Source organism: Erythrobacter sp. JB2-19 (genome assembly GCF_057365005.1).
In genome coordinates this window covers 643105-666738 of the sequence record NZ_CP200290.1, presented here as the reverse complement: position 1 = coordinate 666738, position 23634 = coordinate 643105, and the positions used below count along the sequence as shown (strand labels likewise).

Annotated in this window: 23 protein-coding genes and 1 riboswitch; of the genes, 9 read left to right on the top strand and 14 right to left on the bottom strand. The window is 58.1% G+C overall.

Going from position 1 to position 23634, the window contains the following annotated elements; translation table 11 throughout:
- The first annotated feature begins 47 nt into the window (after window positions 1-47).
- Together AC0V6O_RS03385 and AC0V6O_RS03380 are read left to right on the top strand one after the other, a co-directional pair.
- Window positions 48-1265: an FAD-binding domain-containing protein gene (locus AC0V6O_RS03385; RefSeq protein WP_486141534.1), complete on the top strand. Its 1218-nt coding sequence runs from the start codon at window positions 48-50 to the stop codon at window positions 1263-1265.
- Window positions 1266-1386: 121 nt separating this feature from the next.
- Entirely contained in the window at window positions 1387-2589 is a 1203-nt protein-coding gene (locus AC0V6O_RS03380) for a hypothetical protein (RefSeq protein ID WP_486141532.1), read from the top strand.
- A 63-nt stretch (window positions 2590-2652) separates the two neighbouring features.
- Here AC0V6O_RS03380 and AC0V6O_RS03375 read toward each other — a convergent pair whose 3' ends face one another.
- From AC0V6O_RS03375 to AC0V6O_RS03365, 3 genes are all read right to left on the bottom strand, one after another.
- The gene (locus tag AC0V6O_RS03375) at window positions 2653-2880 is read right to left on the bottom strand and encodes a hypothetical protein (protein ID WP_472640703.1); all 228 of its coding nucleotides are present in this window, start codon (window positions 2878-2880) and stop codon (window positions 2653-2655) included.
- A 215-nt stretch (window positions 2881-3095) separates the two neighbouring features.
- The gene (locus AC0V6O_RS03370) at window positions 3096-4019 is read right to left on the bottom strand and encodes a hypothetical protein (RefSeq protein ID WP_486141530.1); all 924 of its coding nucleotides are present in this window, start codon (window positions 4017-4019) and stop codon (window positions 3096-3098) included.
- A 304-nt stretch (window positions 4020-4323) separates the two neighbouring features.
- Window positions 4324-4536 (bottom strand): cold-shock protein, encoded by a 213-nt coding sequence (locus AC0V6O_RS03365; RefSeq protein WP_472640701.1) that lies wholly within the window; start codon window positions 4534-4536, stop codon window positions 4324-4326.
- A gap of 495 nt (window positions 4537-5031) precedes the next feature.
- Between AC0V6O_RS03365 and AC0V6O_RS03360 the strand changes: the two genes are divergently transcribed.
- Window positions 5032-5616, top strand: a complete 585-nt coding sequence (locus AC0V6O_RS03360) for a lipocalin family protein (protein WP_486141528.1) — start codon at window positions 5032-5034, stop codon at window positions 5614-5616.
- Between the two features lie 29 nt (window positions 5617-5645).
- On the opposite strand, the gene AC0V6O_RS03355 is transcribed toward AC0V6O_RS03360, so the two are convergent.
- Together AC0V6O_RS03355 and AC0V6O_RS03350 are read right to left on the bottom strand one after the other, a co-directional pair.
- Window positions 5646-5945 carry a GIY-YIG nuclease family protein gene (locus AC0V6O_RS03355; protein WP_486141526.1) on the bottom strand — a complete coding sequence of 100 codons (300 nt, stop codon included), beginning with the start codon at window positions 5943-5945 and terminating at the stop codon, window positions 5646-5648.
- Between the two features lie 138 nt (window positions 5946-6083).
- On the bottom strand, window positions 6084-6446 hold the full coding sequence (locus AC0V6O_RS03350; RefSeq protein ID WP_486141524.1) for an HPF/RaiA family ribosome-associated protein: 363 nt from the start codon (window positions 6444-6446) through the stop codon (window positions 6084-6086).
- Between the two features lie 441 nt (window positions 6447-6887).
- Here AC0V6O_RS03350 and AC0V6O_RS03345 point away from each other — a divergent pair, with 441 nt between their 5' ends.
- Complete coding sequence (locus tag AC0V6O_RS03345) at window positions 6888-7358, top strand: YaiI/YqxD family protein (RefSeq protein WP_486141522.1); 471 nt, start codon at window positions 6888-6890, stop codon at window positions 7356-7358.
- Between the two features lie 274 nt (window positions 7359-7632).
- On the opposite strand, the gene AC0V6O_RS03340 is transcribed toward AC0V6O_RS03345, so the two are convergent.
- From AC0V6O_RS03340 to AC0V6O_RS03325, 4 genes are all read right to left on the bottom strand, one after another.
- Window positions 7633-8136 carry a RidA family protein gene (locus AC0V6O_RS03340; protein ID WP_486141520.1) on the bottom strand — a complete coding sequence of 168 codons (504 nt, stop codon included), beginning with the start codon at window positions 8134-8136 and terminating at the stop codon, window positions 7633-7635.
- 13 nt (window positions 8137-8149) lie between these two features.
- Window positions 8150-10039 (bottom strand): phosphomethylpyrimidine synthase ThiC, encoded by a 1890-nt coding sequence (thiC, locus tag AC0V6O_RS03335; protein WP_486141518.1) that lies wholly within the window; start codon window positions 10037-10039, stop codon window positions 8150-8152.
- A gap of 58 nt (window positions 10040-10097) precedes the next feature.
- Window positions 10098-10223, bottom strand: a riboswitch (TPP riboswitch).
- Window positions 10224-10259: 36 nt separating this feature from the next.
- Entirely contained in the window at window positions 10260-11186 is a 927-nt protein-coding gene (locus tag AC0V6O_RS03330; RefSeq protein ID WP_486141516.1) for a glycoside hydrolase family 5 protein, read from the bottom strand.
- A gap of 267 nt (window positions 11187-11453) precedes the next feature.
- The gene (locus AC0V6O_RS03325; RefSeq protein ID WP_486141514.1) at window positions 11454-11588 is read right to left on the bottom strand and encodes a hypothetical protein; all 135 of its coding nucleotides are present in this window, start codon (window positions 11586-11588) and stop codon (window positions 11454-11456) included.
- A 90-nt stretch (window positions 11589-11678) separates the two neighbouring features.
- Here AC0V6O_RS03325 and AC0V6O_RS03320 point away from each other — a divergent pair, with 90 nt between their 5' ends.
- Together AC0V6O_RS03320 and AC0V6O_RS03315 are read left to right on the top strand one after the other, a co-directional pair.
- A complete protein-coding gene (locus AC0V6O_RS03320) occupies window positions 11679-13061 on the top strand; it encodes a methyl-accepting chemotaxis protein (RefSeq protein WP_486141512.1) in 1383 nt (460 codons plus the stop codon).
- A gap of 127 nt (window positions 13062-13188) precedes the next feature.
- Window positions 13189-14244: a hypothetical protein gene (locus AC0V6O_RS03315; RefSeq protein WP_486141510.1), complete on the top strand. Its 1056-nt coding sequence runs from the start codon at window positions 13189-13191 to the stop codon at window positions 14242-14244.
- 78 nt (window positions 14245-14322) lie between these two features.
- Here AC0V6O_RS03315 and AC0V6O_RS03310 read toward each other — a convergent pair whose 3' ends face one another.
- Complete coding sequence (locus tag AC0V6O_RS03310; RefSeq protein WP_472640691.1) at window positions 14323-14922, bottom strand: thiamine biosynthesis protein ThiC; 600 nt, start codon at window positions 14920-14922, stop codon at window positions 14323-14325.
- A 114-nt stretch (window positions 14923-15036) separates the two neighbouring features.
- On the bottom strand, window positions 15037-15918 hold the full coding sequence (locus AC0V6O_RS03305; RefSeq protein WP_486141508.1) for an MBL fold metallo-hydrolase: 882 nt from the start codon (window positions 15916-15918) through the stop codon (window positions 15037-15039).
- Window positions 15919-16086: 168 nt separating this feature from the next.
- Between AC0V6O_RS03305 and AC0V6O_RS03300 the strand changes: the two genes are divergently transcribed.
- The 3 genes from AC0V6O_RS03300 to AC0V6O_RS03290 all read left to right on the top strand — a co-directional run bounded on the left by AC0V6O_RS03300 (window position 16087) and on the right by AC0V6O_RS03290 (window position 20308).
- Entirely contained in the window at window positions 16087-17103 is a 1017-nt protein-coding gene (locus tag AC0V6O_RS03300; protein WP_486141506.1) for a cupin-like domain-containing protein, read from the top strand.
- A gap of 94 nt (window positions 17104-17197) precedes the next feature.
- Window positions 17198-18304 carry an NAD(P)H-dependent flavin oxidoreductase gene (locus AC0V6O_RS03295; RefSeq protein WP_486141504.1) on the top strand — a complete coding sequence of 369 codons (1107 nt, stop codon included), beginning with the start codon at window positions 17198-17200 and terminating at the stop codon, window positions 18302-18304.
- Between the two features lie 108 nt (window positions 18305-18412).
- The gene (locus AC0V6O_RS03290) at window positions 18413-20308 is read left to right on the top strand and encodes a CshA/CshB family fibrillar adhesin-related protein (protein ID WP_486141502.1); all 1896 of its coding nucleotides are present in this window, start codon (window positions 18413-18415) and stop codon (window positions 20306-20308) included.
- Window positions 20309-20324: 16 nt separating this feature from the next.
- On the opposite strand, the gene AC0V6O_RS03285 is transcribed toward AC0V6O_RS03290, so the two are convergent.
- The 3 genes from AC0V6O_RS03285 to AC0V6O_RS03275 form a co-directional block, all read right to left on the bottom strand.
- Window positions 20325-22148: a DUF885 domain-containing protein gene (locus AC0V6O_RS03285; RefSeq protein WP_486141500.1), complete on the bottom strand. Its 1824-nt coding sequence runs from the start codon at window positions 22146-22148 to the stop codon at window positions 20325-20327.
- Window positions 22149-22263: 115 nt separating this feature from the next.
- Complete coding sequence (locus AC0V6O_RS03280; RefSeq protein WP_486141498.1) at window positions 22264-23301, bottom strand: metal-dependent hydrolase family protein; 1038 nt, start codon at window positions 23299-23301, stop codon at window positions 22264-22266.
- Between the two features lie 32 nt (window positions 23302-23333).
- Window positions 23334-23555: a hypothetical protein gene (locus tag AC0V6O_RS03275; protein ID WP_486141496.1), complete on the bottom strand. Its 222-nt coding sequence runs from the start codon at window positions 23553-23555 to the stop codon at window positions 23334-23336.
- Window positions 23556-23634: the final 79 nt, after the last annotated feature.

The window sequence follows — 23634 nt, the reverse complement described above, 5'->3', positions numbered from 1 at the left end:
CGCGCACTTTGTTGGAACTCTAGGAGGCGCCTTTGGTTGTTCTTTCCATGCAATGGACACCCACTCGCGCCGCTGGCCTTGAGCAATTTGCCGCCTTTTTACCAAAGGCCGGAAGACGATATGCCGATGCTCGCAATTTTGACGATGGAACGGGCCGCAGCAATGTCTCGCTGCTGTCACCTTGGCTGCACGCAGGGCTGCTGAACGAGACCGAAATCTGCACCTCCGTGCTTGCCAAGCACAGCCCGCAAAAGTCGGAGAAATTCATCGCTGAGGTGTTCTGGCGCGTCTATTTCAAAGGCTATCTCGAACAACACCCAAGTGTTTGGGCGGAATATTGCAAAGATCGTGACGCGGCCTTCAGCCGTTTGGAAAGCAATACTCGCCTCGAAAGAGCCTATAGCGAGGCAATCTATGGCCGCACTGGGATCGAAGCTTTTGATGTGTGGGCGCGTGAACTCATGGAAACAGGCTATCTACACAACCACGCCCGCATGTGGTTCGCCAGCATTTGGATTTTCACGCTCAAACTTGATTGGCAGCTCGGTGCGGACCTCTTTTTGAGGAACCTGATCGACGGCGATGCAGCCTCAAACACGCTTAGCTGGCGCTGGGTTGCAGGCCTGCACACTAAGGGTAAGGCTTACCTTGCTCGCCAGGACAATATCGCCACCTACACCGTCAATCACCCAAATGGCCCGCTGCCGGCAGAAGGTTTGGCAATGGAAGCGACAGCCCTCGAAGAACCCCGCGACCACCCGAGGCAGCCATTGTCCCTGCCCGATGTTCCCAGCGAAGATGCTTTTGCAGAACCGTTTGCGCTACTGTTGCATGATGAAGCGGCGAGCCACGCCACGCTAACCTTACCCAATGTGCCGAGCCTAGTGATTGGCGCAGCCCGTCCCGCCGCGCGGTCGCCGCGCGAGATGAGCGATAAGGCGCTGAGTTTCGCAGAAGAGGCCGTCGCAGGTTCGCTTAGCAAGGCGGCCGATGCGTTTGGCTGTAAAACTACCGTGTGGGACAGCGAACAATGCCTTGCTAACCTACTGTCAGATGCCGAGGTCACGCGGGTCGTGACGCCGTATCTGCCTATTGGTTGGACCCGTGATGCGCTATGGCCGGAGCTGTCCGAATTGCAGGCAGCGGGTAATCTCGTCACCCTGCTGCCAGAGCTTGATCGGGCCACGTGGCCGCATACCAAGGCTGGCTTTTTCGGCGTCAAAAAGCAGATCGAGAGCATTCTGGGAGAGCTTGGCGTCGGCTGACACGAGCGCGTAAAATGCGAATTTGCACGCATTACAGCCACGCTGCACGCGGTGCATAGTTAACCGGAAACTTACGCCTGCTGCATTACCGTCCCCGGATTGGAAACCGGGACCCAAGACGATGAAATATCCGAACCGTTTGCAAACCGCTTTGCTGTTCGACGAGCCGCACGACATCCTAGAGGCGGCTGTGCGTGATTTCGCTCGGATCGAAGAGATGAAATCGGGTGCGATTTTCAACGTGCCTGAGGCCAATCCAGGCAAATTCTATCGGCTATTCAACGGTTCTGAAGAGCTGATGTTGACCTTTGAATATGTCGATGGTCCGGCCAATCCAGACGTGTTCGCCGCGGCATTGTCGTCGACCGTCACCGGCATGCTGTGCCCGGACATTCGAGATCGCATTGCTCGCTCGCGCAGTCACATCCTGCTGGAGGTGTCGCATGGGGTGATGGGCGGTGTCGAAAACGATCCCAAAATCGCCGCGATGTTTGAGCAGATCGGCGTGACACAAGCAGGCGCGACGCGGGAGCAATTTGACCGGCGCTTACAAGTTTTGGCTCTGATGAGCCGGATTATCACTGACCATGCCAGCCCATCCTCCGTGCATTGGACGCAGTCAGATCAGCTAATCTCTGGTGAGATGTTTGACAGCTTTGCCGCCATGGATGCGCCGAGCCCGCTTCACATCCACCCGTATCTGTTCGGGCCACGAGCAGGACCCAGCGAAGATCAAGAGTTGGGCATTCGCACCTATGGCGCGCGTCATTGGCTGGGCCGCGAAATCATGATCAAGCCCAATGTGCTGCCTTGGGCTGTCAATTTCGAAACCATCATTGGTTTTATGAATATCTGCACGGCCGAGAACGGCTATGTCATCCCGAATGGCGATACATTCGGGCCGGAAGACCGCAGCCTATCATACCGAGTGAACTGGCGCGATGCTGACCCAGAAGATGGCGAAGCGGGATTGGCGTTTTATGAACTCACTCCGCTTAAACATGTGGAGCATGATTTTCTCGCTGAGGATCACGTCGCTGACGAAAACGCCTTCAACGACCGGTCCTTTCCCGCCAACCTCATGCCTGGCGAACAGGACGCGAAGGCCGAACTGGCGAATGAGTGGGCCGAGAAACGCACCATGGCCGAGGGCATAGGCGGAAGGTTCGAAGTGCGCGCGATTGGAGACGGAGGTGCCGCGCACCCTGATCCCGACTCGCCAAAGCCCGCCCAAGTCAGCCAGCCAACACCCAGTAATCCGGGCATGCCAAGCCTAAGCGGCAAGGGATTGCGCGCGAAAGTGTTTGGCCGGAAAGGTGTCTAGTGCGCGCAAGTTTGGCCCCTCAGCATAGGCTGAGAGGTCACACTACAAAGCGTTCGTACGTTCTTAAGCGCTGGCCGCTTCGGCTGCTTCGGCCTCTGCCGCACGGCGCGCGGCACGCTCTTCATCGGCGCGGGCGCGGTCTTGCACAGTCTTGCGAGCCTGCTCAGCCAAACCACGCCAGGTTTTCTCAGCCCGCAGATGCCGTTCACGCACATTGGCGAGATCAGACTTTTCTGCTTGCGCTGCCGCTTCGTCAGCGCGCTCGCTGTAGAATTCGTAAGTTTGGGCCATGTAATGGTCTCTCTTTATGCTCTGGCTCAGCAGGGGTCAGAGTGCATGCAAGCACTTGGCATGTCTTGCCGCAAGCTAAGCGCAGCGGCGCCAGATTCTTTGGATAGACCGTAAGGCTAGCAGATTTATACCCAAACACCTAATTTATGCGACTTTCGTGGTAAACACACGCGCACGCACTCGCGCCGTACAGAGACAATGCTCGCGCGCTGAGACTAAGCCGCCTTGTCGACGGAGCGCCCGCGCCCAAACAAACGGCTGAAGAAGCCACGCTTCTTCGGCTCAGGCTCTGGCGCCTCTTCCATGATCTCATCAACTTTGCGGCGCAGATCTGCACCGGAGAATTCCTTCTCCTCTTCAACCACCTTGCGTTGGATGAAGGTCTCTGCCTCAATCGATGCAAGCTCCACGACCGGACGGCGTTCCGCCACCTGCTCCATCGCAGGCTTGGCCAGAACACTGATCAGCTCAGGGCGCATGTCCTCAACAGCGACGACGGCACCGATGCCGATGGGATGGAGGTGCTCTTTCACGCGGGCCGCGATCGCTTGCTGACACCTCAGCGCGCGCCACCAACAGCCAACAACATATTCGACGTAGCGCAGCGGCGCCTGCGGCGGGTTGTCATCGCGGAAGAAGTGGCGCTGCTTGTGGAACAGCAAAGCGGTGTTGAGCGGGCCAAAGCCCTCAATCTCTAGATAGAGCTCAATGTCTTCTTCTTTGCCAGCCCAGGCCGGACCCTCTTCATTACCGCATTCCGCGATTATCTGGTCAGCGGGCGTACCCGAGAAGGCATAGTCCTCGTCCGTATAGAGCATGGCCGCGAGGAAAGGCTCATGCGTCTTGCCCTTTTCAAAGGCGAGGTCTGGCGGGTTCGCCGCGACGATGATCACCGTGCTGACGGGTTCGCCTTCAAGCCCATCGACGCAATCGAACACGTCTTCGAGACCATTGATCTCAATCGCATCATGATCAAGCTGGCGGCACAGTTCAGCCACTGGGGTGTCCATGGTCGCAATATGCTCTGAAAGGATTGTCTCCACAGCATCAAAATCAGAGGCGGCGAACAGCGCATGCAAGCGCTCCTCAAAGGCTCTTTCCCCCGCGGCAGTCGCAAAGACTTCCTGCAATTGATGCATTTTCAAAACCCCTTAGTCACGATCCGCGCTGGCACCAAAGGCCAGCCCCGCTGTCATGCAGCGTAATCCTTCCAGCGCGTTAACCGCGCATGGCTACTATAGGGTTAATACTGAGGTTACTGTGGCCCATCCTCTCGCTTCTAACCACGGCCAGTACGAGTAGGAAAGCGCTGCGGCGGCCATAGCCAGCGTCATCAGCGCTTCATATCTTGGCTCACATCTGTCGAGCCCATTTGCGCGTTTTCCCGCGCAGAGGGATTGCAGCGGGGTAGAGCCATCGCAGCCCCGCCCCGCCACGGATCGCTTAGTCAGCAGCTGACAAGTTCACAGCGCTTTCTTTGCCATTACGGCCTTCTTCGAGGTCGAAGTTGACGCGCTGGTCCTTATCAAGCGATTGCATGCCGGCGGCTTGCACTGCGCTGATGTGGACGAAGCTGTCATTGGAGCCATCGTCAGGCTGAATGAAGCCATAGCCCTTGTCAGTGTTGAAGAACTTTACGGTTCCAGTCTTAGACATAGTCGTTTCCTTTCAAGCGAAACGGTAATTGCCATGCCCCAATGCGAGGCATGGTTGTGCGTCAAATCGTCAAATGAAAGGAAGTCGTCGTCTGGTTTACGCCGGGGGCCACAGGGGCCAAACGGCGGAAGGCAAATCTCGAAGTCCGTCGCAAATCTCGACGTCAGCAAGGCGCAACTAGCAGACATTTGGGCAATCACCTAATTTGAAGGAGTTAGCCGCCATTTCTGCGCCGCCATGAAAGGTCGCTTTTCGCAGCCCCGTAAGCCCCATTCCTCCACTCGCCGCACGCACAGGGCGCTTGGAACAGCTGGAACACAGTCTAGGGACAAAAACCATCCGATCACAGACACGCCTATTGATCGAAAAAATCGATCGAACGCTGCTCAGGAAAGCAAGATTAGGCATAAGAAAATGGAGCATCGGCTTACGATAGTCTTACCCATCGCAAGTAGGAAAGCGGAACAAGTGCCCCCTCGCCCGCGTTAAGCCAGTATGATCTTCAAACACACCTCACGTATCCTCACCACACTGTTCGGAGCAGCAGCACTCGCCGCATGTGCTGGCTCTCCCGGCCCGGTCGGCAACACCGCCGTGCCTCAGCCCGCAAAGCCGGTCGCACTGGCATCTTACCTTGGCACCTGGCACGAATACGCTCGCTATGAGGCGCCATTTCAAAAGGGCTGCGAAGGCGTCACTGCAACCTATTCGGAGCGCGATGATGGCAAGATCGCGGTGCTCAATTCCTGCCGCAAGGGCGGGCTTGATGGCAAGCTCAGCGAAGCCAAAGGCCGCGCCAAAGTGGTCGAGGGATCGGACGGAGCCAAGCTGAAAGTCAGCTTCTTCGGCCCGTTCTACGGCGATTATTGGGTGCTGGACCGCGGCGAACCAGACGCAGAAGGGCAATATCCGTGGTCGATCGTCGGCGAGCCATCAGGGCGCTATTTATGGATGCTCACCCGCGAGGCCCAGCCCAGCGCGGAATTGCGCGCCGCGCTAGAGGCCCGCGTGCGCGAGCTCGGCTATGACTGGAGCTTGGTGAGGATCACGGAGCAAGCGCCCACTACCCCGTCATCCTGAACTTGTTTCAGGATGACAAGCCACAAGCCTCACTCTCGCAAACCCAGCTCCAGACTCAGATCAATCCACTCGGGGTTCTCTTCCTCCACTAGATTGATCTTCCATTCTCGGTGCCAATTCTTCAGCTGCTTCTCGCGCGATATCGCGTCATACATGGTCTCAAACACCTCAATCCTGACGAGACGTTTGCAATTTCGCACTTTGGCAAACCCTTCGAGTGCGCCAGTGCGATGTTGCCACATGCGCTGGCCGAGATTGGAAGTAACGCCGACATAGATGTAGCCGCGGCGACCGCTCGCTATGATATAGACGCAAGGTTGTTTGGCCATATGCCCACCGTCATGCTGAATTCACTTCAGCATAACAGGTGAAGCCTCTCTGAGACGGTTATCCTGAAACAAGTTCAGGATGACGATGTATTGTGGCCGTCCTGGAATGCCAAAGACCAGCCTCCAGGCACCGCTCCCTCACACCTCCTTATCAGGGCGCGGATCGTGCTTGTGCTTTTCCATCTTGCCCAGCACGCGTTCCAGCCGCTGAGCCATGGTGTTCGCCGCTTTGCGAGCCGCCGTATCCACATCGCCCGCATGTTCGGTGACACCGATCGGCTTGTCCCCGCGCGGGCGCGCCTCAATCATACAGGCCTTGTCATCATCACCGCCCTTGCGCGCATTGTCATCGCGCACGTGAACCTCGAGCCGGGTGAGGCGATTTTCAAACCGGGCAAGCTTGTGACGCACAGCGACCTCGATCCGCTCTGCGACGTTCTCTGTGCCCATAACGCTGCTGTCAGAATTGAACTGGAACTGCATGGTTTCGGTGTTTGGCATCGGGGGCGAAGCTCCTCTCTTAGGGGGTTTGTTGTACCATTTGATATGGGGAGCCGCGCGGGAATTTCGAGGGATTTCGGAGGGGGATTTTCGAGGCTTGGTCGCGGAGCACGGGTTTTTTGTTTGCGCCCTCAGGCGCCGGGCGCTCACATCCGTTCGCTTGGCTTTCGGCCTAACCGGCCGGCGCGCGGTCGCGCTTGCGGCTCGCTAATCGCTCGCCGAACCATTCTAGGGGATAGATGTTGCTCCAAGATACTTGGTCCGCTTCCGTTGGCTTGGTCGCGGAGCACGGTTGCGTTAGCGACCGCAAGGGCCTTGCGCCCGCCCGCAGCGACGCGATCTATGATCGCGTGAGCGAGGATAGCCAAGCGAACGGATGTGAGCGCTGGCGCTTGAAGCCAAACAAAGACTCTTTCAGATCTTGGCGCTACAACCTCGGCAATGTCTGAAGCACAAAACCCCATCACAATCCTGGTCGATGCCGATGCCTGTCCGGTGAAGGACGAGGTCTACCGCGTGGCAGAGCGGTTTAAGGCGCAGGTGCGCATCGTCAGCAATTCGCCATTCCGCATCCCCGATCACCCACGCATAAAGCGCATCGTTGTCGACGATGGCTTTGACGCAGCAGATGACTGGATTGCGGAAAATGCGGACCCGCTAAGCGTGGTGATCACTGCCGACATTTTGCTTGCCGAGCGGTGCCTAAAGGCGGGCGCGGCGGTGCTGTCTCACAATGGCAAGCCGTTCGATGCGGCCAGCATTGGCAGCGCAATCGCGACCCGCGCAATTATGGAAGACCTGCGCGCCGGGATGGACGGCATCGGCGGCGGCCCTCCGCCATTCTCAAAGGCCGACCGCTCGCGTTTCCTACAGGAGCTGGACCGAGTGCTGGTAAAACTGGGGCGGGGTTAGAAGAAGGCTTGGACTTCCTCCCGCATCGCCGCGCTGAACTCACCTTGGCCGGACAAGTAATGCTGGCTCGATAGAGTTATCCTGAAACAAGTTCAGGATGACGAAGTCGGGACGATACCATCACTCTCACCCTGCTTGGCATCGAAATTGGCACAGCGCCAAGTGCCATGCTCGAGCTTCGAAACGGCACCCGATTTCTTACAGAAACCAAACATTTCTCGGATCACGCCTCCGGCAAGTACAGCTTCTATCCCACGCGCTTATTCTTGAAGCCTCACCCCTGCGGGTTCCACGCCATACACTCCACCTCGACCAACGCGCCAGCGGCCAGTCCCTTTACCGCCATAGCGGAACGCGCGGGATAGCGGCTCGGACTGAAATAAGTCTTATAGACCGCGTTAAACGCGCCAAAGTCGCTCATATCTGCCAGCCAGACGGTGCACTTGAATAGCGCGTCATGGGTGAGATCATATTCGGCCAAAGTTTCGCCAATCCGATCCATTGTTCGGCGGGTTTCTGGTTCGATGCCGCCGCTCACGATGCCGCTCCCGTCTTTGGCGAGGCCAAGCTGTCCTGACAGATAGAGGATATCGCCCACCTGCACTGCTTCGGAGAGGGGGAAACGGTCATCACCCAGCGGGCGGAATTGCGGTGCAGCGGGCGCTGCATAAGGGGCCGCTTGAGCGACCGTGCGGCCATCAACCGGCGCGTATGTTGAGCTGCACCCCGCGCAGAGAACGCCCAAAGCCACAGCGGCAATTGATAGTTTATCGTTCATGACACAACCTCCCTTATTCGTCCGGCAAATACAGCTTCTGCCCCATGTCCTTATATTTCTCGCTCATTTCTTCCATGCCTTTAAGCGCAGCCTGCTTGCTGGCCTCTGCGGTGTCGGCGCCCAGCTTCTCCGCTGCGAGGAACGTCTCGGGGCTTTCGTTTTGCTTCGCGGCGAAATCGCGCACTTCCTGGCTGATCTGCATCGAGCAGAATTTTGGCCCACACATGGAACAGAAATGCGCCGTCTTCGCGCCCTCTGCCGGCAGGGTCTGGTCGTGATATTGCTCTGCCGTTTCCGGGTCGAGCGACAGGTTGAATTGATCCCTCCAGCGGAATTCAAAGCGCGCCTTTGACAGGGCATCATCGCGCACCTTCGCCGCCGGGTGCCCCTTCGCAAGGTCGGCTGCATGCGCGGCGAGCTTATAAGTCACAACCCCGACCTTCACATCGTCGCGGTCGGGCAGGCCAAGGTGCTCCTTCGGCGTGACGTAGCAAAGCATCGCCGTGCCGTACCAGCCGATCTGCGCGGCGCCGATGCCGCTGGTGATGTGGTCATATCCCGGCGCAATATCGGTGACGAGCGGGCCGAGGGTGTAAAACGGCGCCTCGCCGCAGACTTGCAGCTGCTTTTCCATATTCTCTTTGATCTTGTGCATGGGGACGTGTCCCGGCCCCTCGATCATGACCTGCACGTCATGCTTCCACGCGCGGTGGGTCAACTCGCCCAGGGTGTAAAGCTCGGCAAATTGCGCCTCGTCATTGGCGTCCGCGATGGAGCCGGGGCGCAGGCCATCGCCGAGGGAATAGGCGATGTCATAGGCCTTCATTATCTCGGTGATGTCGTCGAAATGCTCGTAGAGGAAGCTTTCCTTGTGATGCGCGAGGCACCATTTCGCCATGATAGAGCCGCCGCGTGAGACGATGCCGGTCACGCGGTTTGCGGCCATCGGCACATAGGCCAGGCGCACGCCAGCGTGGATCGTGAAATAGTCAACGCCTTGCTCGGCCTGCTCGATCAGGGTGTCGCGGAAAATGTCCCAGGTGAGGTCTTCTGCGACCCCGCCAACCTTCTCCAGCGCTTGGTAAATCGGCACGGTGCCAACTGGCACGGCGGAGTTGCGGATGATCCATTCACGGGTGTCGTGAATGTTCCGCCCCGTGGACAGATCCATGATCGTATCCGCACCCCAGCGGGTGGCCCACACCATCTTGTCGACTTCATTGGCGACGTCTGACGCGACGGCGGAATTGCCGATATTGGCGTTGATCTTAACCAGGAAATTGCGCCCAATCGCCATCGGCTCGGTTTCCGGATGGTTGATGTTGGAGGGGATGATCGCGCGGCCGCGGGCGACCTCATCGCGCACGAATTCCGGCGTGATCACGGTTGGGATTTCCGCACCCCAACTCTCGCCATCGCGAACGAAATCCTTAGCCAATTCGCGGCCCAGATTCTCTCGCTCGGCGACGTATTCCATCTCCGGCGTGATGATGCCCTTGCGGGCATAGTGCATCTGGCTGACGTTCTGGCCTGCCTTCGCGCGCAGCGGACGCTTCACCGCGTTCGGGAATTGCGGAACGCCGCCACTGCGGTCCGGGCCGAGTTGGCCGTTGTCCTCTGGCTTTACCTCGCGCGCGTCATATTCCTCGACATCGCCGCGCGCCATGATCCAGTCACGGCGTTTCGCAGCGAGGCCAGCGTTGATGTCGATGTTGATGTTCGTATCGGTGTAAGGGCCGGAGGTGTCATAGACGCGCACTGGCGCCTCGCCGCCCTCCAGATCAATCTCGCGCATGGCGACTTGAATGCCGCTACCGGTGCGTGCGCCGATATGGACCTTGCGGCTGCCACGGATCGGTCCAGTGGTTACGCCGATTTCGACCGGTGAGTTGATGTCTGCCATGGCTGCGAAGTCTCCAAGAATGGCGGATGGGACTTCGGCCCTTCGACAAGCTCAGGGTGAGCGGGTCAAGAGCCCTTCCCTCCGCCTGTATTAACAGGTTCAGGTTCAACGGGTCGAGCGCTGCGATGCGCCCCTCTCAGCCTGCGCCTGATAATCAGACTCGCTGGCTCCCCGGGGATGCGATTACGATTAGTGTACGCGGGCGCCTGCGTCCAGTGCGCTAAAGGCCGATGGCGTTTAGCATCTCGGTATCCCATACCCCGCCCAGAGCATCCTCGCGGAAGTTGAACGAACTGATGTATCCCCAGACACAGCCATCGACATCCGCCGCGCGGAACGCATCGGTCACGGTCTGATAATAAAGCGCGCGATTGGCCGAGGGGATGGTTTGGATCGCGCCATATTCACCCATGAACACAGGGCGGCCCGTACGGGTCATGAAGTCCTGCACCTTTGCGACACTGTTATCGACATCGCCTAAATCTTGCGGGGTGCCGAACACGCGGCCGAACGGAGGCGGACTTGCCAGAAAACTTGCGCCCTGGTGCGTAAAGTCAAACGGATCGTAATAGTGGAATGTGGCGATCAGATAGGGATCATCAGGCAATGGCAGGGTGGCCAAGGAATTGATCCCGCTGAAGTTCTCGCCGCCAATCACCACCGGGCGAGTTGGGTTTGTGGCGCGCACATTGGCCAGCGCGGGTTCCAGGATCGAGAGCAGATTGGCATCGGTAAGCTGATTGTGCGGCTCATTCAGCAACTCGAACCAAACCATGTCATCGGCATTTTGAAAACGCTCGGCAATCTGCAACCAGAAGGCAGCGAAACGATCCCTATGGCCGTCAGGATCGACGAAGATCTCATCATAATGATGGACGTTCAGTATAACACGCAGGTCAGATGCGCGGGCCAGAGTAACGACCTCTTCCACCCGGTCCATCCAGGCTGCATCTATCGTATAGGGTGCCGTTGCCGGCGCATGGGTCGACCAGCGCACAGGGATGCGCACGGTTTCAAAACCCTGCGCTTTGATTTGCGCAAAGTCATCATTGGCAATCGGGCGGCCCCAACTGCCTTCGGTGGGATTGCCTTCCAACTGGTTCGACATGTTGATGCATGCGCCAATCCGCGCGTCAGACTGCGTCAATTGGGAACCAGGGCTCGGGGGCACAGGTGTTGCTGTGGGCGTCGGTGTGGGCGTTGGCGTTGCCGTGGGTGTCGGGGCTGGCTGCGTAACGGCCGGTCCATTGCTGCTGCCACCGGAACCTTCGCCGCACCCTGTAAGACCTGTCACCATGGCCACGACCGCAAGCGCGGCTCCGCTATGCCAGTGTCTGCGCCAACCCGATGCCAAACTCATCATCGCTTCTCCCCTACCTTACGCTGCCAACGTCGTCATTTTTAAGGGGATTCTTCAAGTTAGATGCGGCCACTGCTGCGGCATAGCAGGCGAATCGAACACCCACTTCCAACCGAATTGGCCGCGCGCGGTTAGCGATTGCGCATTTCCGTCCCAGAACAAATCCATGATCGGCAGCATTGCAGCCATACAATGACGTGCAAGAAAATCTAAACGCCCTTTTCACGAGAAATTAGGGCTTTTTGGTTACGCCATCGTTCTCAAAGGGACGCAATTGTCATGAATTTCTCGCAAGATTTTCTATCGGAAGATCATCAGCACCCGCTGCAAGAGGTGCGATCATCGGACGTCGATGCAGATTACTCACCGCCTGACGACGCCGGCGCCAACGCGATGGCACGCCGTGTCAATGCGATGCGCATGACTGCAAAGATGGGGCTATATAACGACAGTCTGCTGATAATACTTGCGGTAATATTGGTCAGCAATGCCGCATCGTTATTTATGGGTAACTGGAGTTGGATCCCAACCCTTGTTGCAATTATTATCGGCGTTTTGGGCCTCAGTTGGGTCGCTCTGGCAAAACGCGGCATGACACGCGACTTGATTGATCCGATCAGCACAATCGCAAGCGAAATGAGCAGGCTTTCAAGCGGCGCGCGCGATATCGAGATTTCAGGCCAAGCCCGGCAGGATGAAATTGGCGATTTGGCGCGTTCTCTCGACGCGTTCAAAACAGCCTATACGCATTTGGATCAATTGGTAATTGAACGTGATATTGCCGATAAACTGCGGCTGGAAACCGAAGACAATCAGCGCCAAGAATTCCTGAGACTGGCCGAGCAATTTGAAGAGATGGTTGGTGAAGTCACAAGCAACGTCGCCACGGCCGCATCACAGTTAAACTCAAGAGCGCACGACCTTGCCGGTTCCGCACACCTTTCTTCAGAAAAGGCACAAATGGTGGTGGATGCGATGACCCGCGCATCAAACGGCGTTGCTTCTGCCGCTGCGGCCTCAGATGAGTTTGCCCTTTCGATCGACGAAATTAGCCGGCAGGCGGCACGCTCTGAGGAATTGGCCCGAAATGCATCACGCGCTGCAGAGGGAACCGACAAGACGATTTCGACCCTCTCCAGCGAAGCAGAGCAAGTTACTCAGGTGGTCGAGCTGATCCAATCGATCGCCAACCGCACCAATCTGCTTGCACTCAACGCCTCCATCGAGGCCGCACGTGGCGGTGAAGCGGGACGCGGTTTTGCAGTTGTCGCCTCAGAAGTAAAAGAACTCGCCAATCAGACCAGCACAGCGACCAGCGAAGTCTCAGCACAGATCGAAACCATGCAAGGTTCGACCAGTGCAGGTGTCTCCGAACTACAAGCAATTGCCGAACGCGTCCGTGAGCTTGAGACGACATCGACTTCGATTGCTGCTGCGGTTGATCAGCAATCTGTCGCTGGCAAAGACTTGGCGCATAGCATTGATCTGTCCGCGCGAGGGACAGAGGATGTGACCGTCCACACGGCAGAAATGCTGGAACAGGCGAGCAAAGTCGGGGCAGTGGCAGATGAGTTGTTAGGCTCTGCGACAGACCTTGAAAGTCAGGCAAAACGTCTGACAGATCAGGTCAGATCTTTCCTGGAACGCATCCGTAAAGACTAGCACAAACATGATCTGGCCGCGTGTTAATCGCCGGCTTTTCCCTCTTCTAGCGATAAGGATAATCTATCGCTCAGCTTTATCGGCAAATTGCTGTATACCGCTTTCAGCGCGGCGCCTGGCGCCGCCCATGAAGCATGAAGAGGATACGGTTTTGATCAGATTTCCAGCCTCACTCGCTGTTTTAGTGGTATCGCTTGCGGTGCCAGCCACCGCTGAAAACCCGGCAAACACAAACACGGCCGTCGCCCCAGCTGCGCAAACGCAGACCGCCCGCGCTGGCAGCTATTGGGTGCTGAATGAAGCACACACCACCAATGAAGGCACGACACCAGCCAGCTACACAAGGGTCGAAAACCTCTGCATCACCCAGGATGGCAAACGCTTTTTTGGCATTCAGTCAGCCTCAGGCGGAGAACCGGCAATCGCGCGGACTGAAACCGGCCCGGTGCCCATAACCCTGGCCCCTGTCGATGCAAGCGCGAGCAAGCGGCACTATCGGATCAGCAATCCTGACAATACCGAAGAATATCTGATGATGAATTTTATCGCTCACGGCGCGCGCGAGATGGAATTGCCCAGCGCAACGGCCGGCCTGCTCAGCATCTCGGGAGAAGAGGAGTTTCAGGTCGACTGCATCGACAATGATACAATTGTAATGGTGGCTACCTTTGGAACCGAAGCCATCACTGTTCTTATCGAAGATGGCGAATTGGTGCTCAGAGAGACGCCAGACGGCAGGCAAAACACGTTTGAAGCGCGCGGTGGGTTGCTCGCCCAAGACGGCAATTTTGAAGAGCTGCATTTCGTAAAAGGCGGCGACCGCATTACAATCGATCTTAGTAGAGACGGGCAAGCCGATGGTTTCGGAGTGACAGCCTCGGGCAGCGACGATGCCAGTATTACCCAGCCGCAGGCCTACTTTATCGCCGATCCCGAAATTCTAAGCGCCTTTGCCTCTCAATCTGCAAAGGACCTTGGCCTGTTGGTTAGCCGCCTCACCGTCTGCAATCACTTTGCAGGCGAAGCGAGCGAGAATGCCGAGCGCAACGCGCAGATTGCGGAGAAAATCACCCAATACCGCTGTATGGAGCTGCCAGCGGAATATGACACCGCCTTGGCCGCGCAAGAAAGCGACAGCGATCTGCACAGCTATCTGGCCGCGCACAGCCCCAGCTGGAGATAGGGCTCGGTTCTGCAAGCCTTGGCAAGCCCCCGCGTTAAGCCGTTTGAGCCAAACGCAGGGGCGCCATGGCGGACAAAATCAGTCTTCTTTGACGGCGCTCGACAGGCAAAATGCAAGCAGCAATGTTGCAAGAACGCCGGTGCCACCTGCCAGCGGCAATTCGCCAGAAAAGCCGCGACCCAAGGCCATTGAAAGCGTGTTCGCGATCAGCGCGGCCGCACCAATAGCAGCGGTGAGACCGCCCAACGCCTTTGCGCCGTCGTTCATCTTGGCCATGCCAAACACAATCGCCGCAAGCGCCAGCAAGACCTTGGCCGCATTGTAAACCATGAAAGAGAAGGCCACGACCGCGCCAGCCGCCGGAGCGAGCGCTTCGGATGCTTCCGCAGCTTCGCGGAAGGGCCCGAACATCGTGAGACCGACACCAACCTGAACGACGTTGAGCACCGCGCTAAATGCGATCGCCGACCAGCCAAGATGGAGGTTTTTGGCCTGAACCATCGCGGATCCGGCAAAGGCCGCGAGCAGCACGAAGATCAGCCCTTCCAGACCCCACAGCAGCTGGCGCGGAACATCAACCTCAGCGATATAAAGCCCGGTGTAGAGCGCCTGTGTCACAGCTGCCAAGAGTAACAGTAAGGCCGTTATCTGCACGGTGCGTGACAATGTGAAATTCATTGAAAGTCCCCTTAATTCTTGTCTAAATACCGGTTCGCGAAGTTGGTAGCGTCAGTTACACATTTGCCAGAAATCGCCGAGCTTATACCGCGCTAACCAGCGGATAAATAGCAATTAGGGCAGCTCTTTGATCGGCAATTCCTCACCCACCTTGGTGAAGTAATCCCATTCGCTGCTTGTCAAAAATGCAGGTGTTTCAGCAGGCACATGCACGCCAACGGCTTCCTCTGCGTTAAGCGTGCGATCAATCAACAGCCCTGCATCATCCTGCTGGAAGAACCAGAACGGCACCATCACCAAATTCGTCCGCGCGCAGCAAAAGAACTTTGAATTCATCGTGAAATGCTGCGCGGCTGGATCGGCATCACCCATATGCATCACGCGAATAGGCGCTCCAGCGGCATTGGTCGCGGAAACCCGGAAGGTGATATTGTGCACCTCGCTATGCCGCTCTGGCCAGCCTGCGTGCGGCGTGCGCAGAGCCTCCACCACCGCCCCTGCGACCTCGATCCGTTCGGCTGCCTCACCATTGCTCAGCTCAACGCCAGTGATCCGCTCGGCAAAGTCATCCTGCCACATCTCATGGCCTCGCATCGCCTCCTCAGCCTGGGCGGGTGCGATCAATTGCACACCCGGCTGCGCGGCCATCATGCGGTTGAGATATTCGGCGGAGAAATGGTCGCCATGCGCGTGGCTGACGAAGACTGCATCGACATTATCATACGGCGCGCTGCCATTGATAATCGCCTCGATCAGGGGTTCGCCCATTTCAGCCAGCGATCCAAAATGGTTGTCATACAATGGGTCGAACAGAAACTTCGCCCCGCCCATTCTGGCGCTAACCCCCGCGTTAAGGATCGAGGTGACGCTGCCCTCACCGCTGCTTTCGACAGTCGGAACTTCAGAAGCTGGCGCGGCAGAGCATCCCGCCAGCGTAAGCGCTCCAAAAGCCGCTGCAATTATCGCGCGGTAAGCCATGCCCAATTCCTCTTCCATCCATGCATTTGCACGCTAAGGTTAGGCCGCAATCCGCAGCAGGTCCAGTCAGCGCGCAGTTACTGCTTTTGAGATGAGCAACTTCTCCAACATACGAGGGCATGACAAGCCCGCCCCTGCCACCTATCGTGCAACCATCAGCATTCAGCCCAAGGATTGGAAGCCCTCTTGGACGCCCCGCAAACGCCCAATATTGAAGAGTTCACTGACATCGATCGAGTCAAGTTTGAAAGCGCCGTGGTGCAGGCCGGCAGGCCGATCATCATGCGCGGATTGGTGAGCGATTGGCCAGTGGTGAAGGCAGCCCAGCAATCGCCAGAGGCGCTGCGCAGTTACCTCAATGCAGGATACAATGGCCAGCCGGTGGAAACTTTCATCTCGGCGAGCGGCAATGACGGCCGCCACTTTTATGATGATCAGATGCGCGGCTTTAATTTTCAGCGGCAAAAGGCACCGCTGAACGCTCTGCTCGACAAGCTGATCGAGGTTGCTGATCGGCCCAATCCGCCCGCGATTTACGCAGGCTCCGTTCCGGTCAGTAGCTGCCTGCCCGGCTTTGCCGCGGACAATGCAATGCCGCTGCTGGCGAATGGGATCGAGCCGCGCGTTTGGATCGGCAATAAATCCCGCGTCGCGGCGCATATCGATGTGGAGCTGAACATTGCCTGCGCCATTGCCGGATCACGCAAATTCACCGTTTTTCCGCCCGATCAAGTGGGCAATCTCTACATCGGCCCGCTGGAGTTCAACATGGCTGGTCCGCCCGCCAGCCTGGTCGATTTTGCCGATCCGGATTTTGAGCGGTTTCCGAAGTTTCGCGAGGCCTGGGATGCACGCATCGAGATTGAATTACAGCCCGGCGATGCATTGTTTCTACCACCGCTGTGGTGGCATCATGTCACGGCCGATGGCGCGTTCAACATGCTGGTAAACTATTGGTGGCCGAGCGATCCGCGAGGGGTGCAAATGCCCGCCATGGCGCTGGCCATGCTCGCCATCCGAGAACGCCCCTTGTCAGAACGTCAGGCCTGGAGGAGCTTCTTTGATCACTACGTGTTTGGCGAGGGTGCAGCGCAATCTGCCGACCACATCCCCGATCATGCGCGCGGCGTTTTAGGACAGGCCGGGACGGAGCGGGACAAGACCATCATCGGCTTTGTCATGCGCAGTCTGGGCATGCGCTAATATCGCGCCGCTAAGCCTTGACCACACGCGCCGCGCGCCGCAATCCTGAACCGACATCGCAACCCTTACGAAAGACCCGATAATGCCGTTTCGCATGACAGATATGGTGGGATGTGAATTCCCGCTCTTTGCCTTTTCGCATTGCCGCGATGTGGTCGCCGCGGTCAGCCGCGCGGGCGGATTTGGCGTGCTCGGCGCGGTCAGCTTCACCCCGGAGCAGCTCGAAACGGAGCTCAAATGGATCGACGACAATGTCGAGGGCAAACCATACGGCATCGACGTGCTGATCCCTGAGGTGCAGGCGGTCGATCATTCGGTAAGCGCGGATGATATCGTCGCCGCGATCCCGGCGGAATACCGCGATATGACCGCCACCATTCTACGCGAGGCGGGCGTCAGCCTGGATGGCACAGCGCCATTGGGCGGCAGCCAGGCACCCAACACCTCGCTGGGTCAGGAATTGCTGGAGGTAAGCTTCAACCACCCGGTCCGCCTGATCGCCAATGCGCTGGGCACGGCCCCGCCAGCGATGATCGAAGCGGGGAAGAAACACGGCATTCCGGTGGCAGCATTGGTCGGCGCAAAAGAGCACGCGATGAAGCAAATCGAGGCGGGCGTTGATCTGATCATTGCCCAAGGCGGCGAAGGCGGCGGGCATTGCGGCGAGGTTAGCACAATCGTGCTGGTGCCCGAGGTGATCGAAGCGATTGAGCGGGCAGGCGCGGACATTCCCGTGCTTGCGGCGGGCGGAATCATGAACGGGCGGCAAATGGCCGGGATGATGGCGATGGACGCGGCGGGCGCATGGTGCGGCAGCGTGTGGCTCGCCACACAGGAGGCCGAAACGCATGAGGTTTTCCGCGAGAAGATGATCGCCGCCTCCAGCCGCGACACCATCCGCTCCAAACACCGCACCGGCAAGTTCAGCCGTCAGCTGCGATCTGGCTGGCACGCACGCTGGGAAGAGGCTGGCCTGCCCGCCCTGCCCATGCCGCTGATGATGTTACTGTCTGAGCCGGTGCTGCGCGCGATCGACAAGGCCGCAGTGAACGGCAATGAAGACGCACGCGCGCTATGCTCATACTTTGTCGGTCAGGGCGTTGGCCTCGTCACAGAGGTACGAAGCGCGGGCGGCGTGGTGCAGGATTTCAAACAAGAATTCGTCAGCGGCTATGAGACGCTCGCCAGCGCGCTCGAATAGGCATTAGGCAAAACTGCCTCCTAACTAATCGCAAACATGAAAACTGGTTAACCATAATCTAACCAGGCTGCAGTAACTGCCACCTTGAAAAAGGGGGAACTGCAGCGCGTGGCCAATTTGGCGCGACCATTTGTGTTGATCATCCAGCTAGCAGTTTTGCTGCTTGCTGCGATCCTGCTCGCGCCCAGCGCAAGCGCACAATCGAGCAGCTGCGGCGCGGCCACAAGCCAAGGCACCGCACCTGCCTCGTGGCGAACCTATTGCTGGATAGATATGGACGGCTATGACGATGCCGTCGCGCGATCAGCCGCAGGTCAAACCTTCGCCGTTGGCCTGTCCGACGGATCAGTCCTCAATTTCACCTTGCGCACCACCAGCAGCGCCGCGACCGGGGCGGACCCGCGCGCCGCGCCAAGTTGGACCGGAGCAGCCGTGGGCAATACGGCGTTTTTGGGTATTCCCGGGCGTCCAATCCTCTACATGGCGAACAGCGGTTCAACGGTCAGGTTCGACTTTAGCAATATCAGCATCACGCCGCCGCCGGGGGTTGCGACCGTCACGACTTATGCCTTTGTGGTGGCCGATGCAGAATCCACCGACAATGCCGAATATCTGGAATACACCACTGATGGCGGTGCGTGGGAACTGCTGGATGATGTCCCCCCGATCAGCGGCACACAAATGCCGGGCGCTGCTGGCGTTGGAACAAGCACATTCCGCAGCGACGGCTTAGGTCAGAGCGGCCGCGTGGGCGCCTATATTGTCGGGTCGAACACGCCCACAAACGTGTCTGCTGAAATGAACGGTGCTGGCCTGCAAGGGATCATGTTCGCAGTCCGCTTTGCCTCGATCAGCCTGGACAAGGTGATCGGCGGCACCCGGCTGGACCCTGCTGATCAGTTTGATTTCATGATCAGCTCAACCTCTTCAGGGGCCATCTTTGCCACTGGATCGACCAACGGCAGCGGGCTTGGTCCCTTTGATGCCGCTGTTCTAACCACGGCATCAGGCATCCCGCTGACGATCAGCGAACAAATGGCCGCTGGCAGCACCAGCGCGATCACCAGCTATAGTTCCGAACTAACCTGCACCAACGGAAACAGCGGTTCGTCCACGCCCTTGCCTGCGGGTGTGCAGACGGTAAGCTTCAACTTTGGTCCCTTGCAATTTGGCGATGCAATCGAATGCCGCTTCACCAACACGCCGTTGCCGCATGTTACCTATCGGAAAGAGCTTGGCGCAGGCGGACGGATTTTCGACACCGACCAATTCCGGCTGCGCACGCGCGATCTCACCACGGGCACAAATCTGGTGCAAATCGATACCGAGGGCACTGGCTCGGCATTCACAGTGGATGGTGCAGGCCCGATTGAAGTGACAGCAGGAAATACCATCCGCCTGGTTGAATTTGCGCGGGGGTCAACGGTTATTTCGCGTTACACTTCTAACACGGTGTGCACGAACACCAACCCCAGCTCGTCCACCAGCCTGCCAACAGGCGGCAGGCGGGTCGACCTCATCCCGCAACTGGGCGATGTTATTACTTGTGTAGTCACCAACACACGGGGACCTCCGGACGCGATTATTGTGGTCGACAAAGCGTCCGCAATCATCACGAATGATGCCGAGACAAGCGATTTTAAGGCTATCCCGGGCGCCGTGATCGAATACACTATCAGCGTGCGCAACGAAGGGGATGCCTCGGTCGATGCAAACACGCTCGATATGATCGATCTTGTGCCAGCCGACATGGCCTATGGTGCCGCATTTGGCGTGGCCTTTACCGAAGCCACCACCGCTAGCGGACTAGACACCTTTAATGCCTCGACGATGGTTGGATTTTCCGATCAACCTGGCGGGGCCGCCCCGTTCGGCTATTCACCGACAGGCACATTTGATCCGGATGTGAGTGCAATTCAAATCCAGCCAACCGGGCAATTGGCCGCATCTGACGGGACCAACCACCCTGGCTTCACGATCACCTACCGGATGCAAATCGAATAGAGCTGCACAAGGTGTCTTAACCGCCCTTTTGCGCCGCGATCCAGCGGTCAATCTTGGCCTCCAAGACGGCCAGCGGAAGCCCGCCAGTGTTCAGCACCTGAGCGTGGAATTCCTTGATGTCGAAGTCATCAGCGAGCTGTTCTTCAGCCCGCGCACGCAGCTCCTGAATTTTGAGCGCGCCGATCTTGTAAGCCAAGGCTTGCGACGGAATGGCGATATAGCGCTCAACCTCGGAGACCACTTCGGTCCGCGTCATGCCAGAATTTTCCAGCATGAACTCGATCGCCTGCTCACGGCTCCATCCTTTTGCGTGCAGGCCAGTGTCAACCACCAGACGCATCGCGCGCAGCTGCTCATCCTGCAAAGTGCCATAGCGGTTCCATGGGTCTTCGAAAAAGCCCATTTCATAACCCAAGGTCTCGGCATAGAGCGCCCAGCCCTCAACAAACGCGGTCGTTCCGCCAAACCGCATAAAGGCAGGCAACGCTTCGTTTTCCTGAGCCAAGCTGATCTGGAAGTGGTGGCCCGGTGCGCCCTCGTGCAGGTACAGCGTCATATTGCCGGTCGTCAGGCGGCTCGGCAGGTCATAGGCGTTGAAATAGAATGTACCTGGGCGCGATCCATCGGGAGTGCCCGATTGGTAAGAACCGCCCGCGCTGAACTGCTCAATCGAGGGATCATACGGCTCGATCCGAAGTTCTGATTTTGGCAGCAGCGAGAAATATTCGCCGATCTTCTTATCGACCTCTTTGCCCAGATCGTAATAGCTCTGGGTCAGCGCCTCGCGGCTTTCCGGCTTGAACTGCTCATCGGTTCGAACGTAGTCGAAAAATTCGTTGAGCGTGCCTTCAAACCCAACCTCGGCCTGCACCTTTTCCAGATCCGATTTGACCCGCGCCACTTCATTCAGGCCCAGCTGGTGGATCGTATCCGCGTCAAGCGGCAGCGTAGTCGTACCCTCGATCAGCTGGGCGTAAAGCTCCTCGCCGCCCTTCATCTGACTGAGCCCGACACTGTCACGAGCAACGGCCAGATATTCATCGCGCAAGAAGTCCCGCATCCGCGTGTGCGCGGCGTAGATCTCCTGGGTCTTCGCTTCATAAGCAGCGGTCAGGCGCGTTTTGTCTTCCTCAGGGAAGTCCTCCGGAAAATTCTTCACTGGACCCATAAATTGCGACTCAGCGACGGGAATGGCGATCTGAGTGTCGAGCTGAGAAATGACATTGCCAATCGTCAGCTTCGTTTCAAACACGCCGCTTTCCATGCCTTCGCGAAACTTCTCGATCGCCCGGTCAGTGATCGCAATGTAATCATCATGGCGCGACAGATTATCTTCGTAATTGGCGAGCGTTCGGAACGGGGCAGCGCCCGTACCGCTGGCAAAGTTGGGGTAGAAGGTATGAAAACCGCTGAAATGGTTGACCGGGCGCACTTCGGTAAGCGCACGAATGCGGTCTGTGCTGGCCTTCAGCGATTGCTCCTGATTGTACTTGAACACATCATAGGCGAGCTGATCGGTGGCGGAGAGCCGCGACCGGTCGATCTGCGCCAGCAGCGCCATGTTCAATTGCGTGTCTGTGCGGCCCGCCAGGAACTGCGCATCGGTTAGGAAATCACCGAGTTTGCCCGCATCCTTGTCATCCCCGCGAAACAGGCGCGACAGGGGGTTGAGCGCCAATTGGCGCTGGTCAGAATCGGCGAACAACGCAAACAGCTTCTCTTGCTCAGACTGAGGCTGCTCAGCGGCGGCCTCTGCCGCTCCGCCATGATTATCAGCCAGAGCTGGTGCAGCCGGTAAGGCGAAAGCTGTCGCAGCGAGAAGTGCAGCGCGAATATGCATGATGCGTAAGTCCCATTAACCAAATTTGATTGCCGGTGAGCGCTACGCCTACCCGAATGCAAGGGCAAGCGCGTGCCCGACCAACACCTAATGTTGTTCGATCAATCCATCCCGATCAATCGATGACCCGCCCGCGGACCATCACGAAATCGACATCCTCCAGCACGCTGACATCAGCCAGTGGATTGCCATCGACCGCGATGATATCGGCTGAGAAGCCCGGCGCGATCCGGCCAATTTCATTCTCTAGGCCCAGCACTTCTGCCGCGACCGTGGTGGCCGACGCCAGCACTGCTCGGTTTGACATGCCGCCACTGCGCATCAAGGCGAGTTCGCCCGCGTTCTGACCATGTGGGAAGACGCCCGCATCCGTGCCAAACGCGATCTTCACGCCGTATTCACTGGCGCGCTCCACAATCGAGCCAGCAATCTCGCTCACGGCGACGATTTTCTCTTCTACCACTGGGGTATAAACCCCTTTGCCCAGATTATTCTTCACCCCTTGGAACGCCATCAGAGTGGGAACCAGCGTGGTGCCATTCGCCTTCATCGCGTCCGCTGCGGCTTTGTCGATATAGGTGCCATGCTCAATCGTGTGCACACCGGCGCGCGCCGCCGCCTCGATCCCGCGCGCACCATGCGCGTGCGCGGCGACTTTCAGACCGAGCGTTTCCGCTGTGTCGACAATCGACTTCATTTCAGCGTCAGTAAAGTGCGCCTCTAGGCCCCGGCCCTGCTGGCTGAGCACGCCGCCAGTGGCCGTGATCTTGATCAGGTCGGCGCCATATTTGGATGCCTCGCGCACCTTTTGCGAGCACTCGACCGCGCCTGTGCAGGTAAACCCAGAATCCAGCACATCGTTCACATGCTTGTGAAAGCCGTTGGTGTCGCCGTGCCCGCCAACAATGCTGATCGTGCGGGCGGAGGTGACGACACGCGGACCCGCCACAATACCCTCTGCCGTGGCGCGGCGCAGCATTTGCGTGACCTGATCTGTCCGCGAACCAAGATCACGCACGGTGGTGAACCCGGCCAGAGCGGTGATGCGAGCGTTCTTCGCCGCGATCAGAGTGTAATATTCTGGCGGCGTGGTGGCCGCGCGCCAGAACTCGCCGCTGGGATCGCCGGACAAATGCGTGTGCAGATCGATCATACCGGGCAGCACGGTCTTGTCCGAGAGGTCAATTACCCGGTCGGCCGTGATTGGTCCTGGGGTGCGGGATCCGTATCAACCGCGACCAGACGCCCATCGTCAATGTAGATGACCGCCGGTCCGGTCGGTTCGCTATCCGCATCAACAATCACAGATCCTGCGCGGATCGCAATCGTTTCAGCCGCCGCAGGCGCGCTCAGCAGTGTCACAGCAGCCATCGCGGGAACCGCGAGCTTAGATAGCAATTTCATCATTGAACCTCTCTTACGTTTTGGCCCTGATAGGCCCGGTTTAAGCCGCGCCGCAAGCCCACCAGATAAGATATGAATGCGC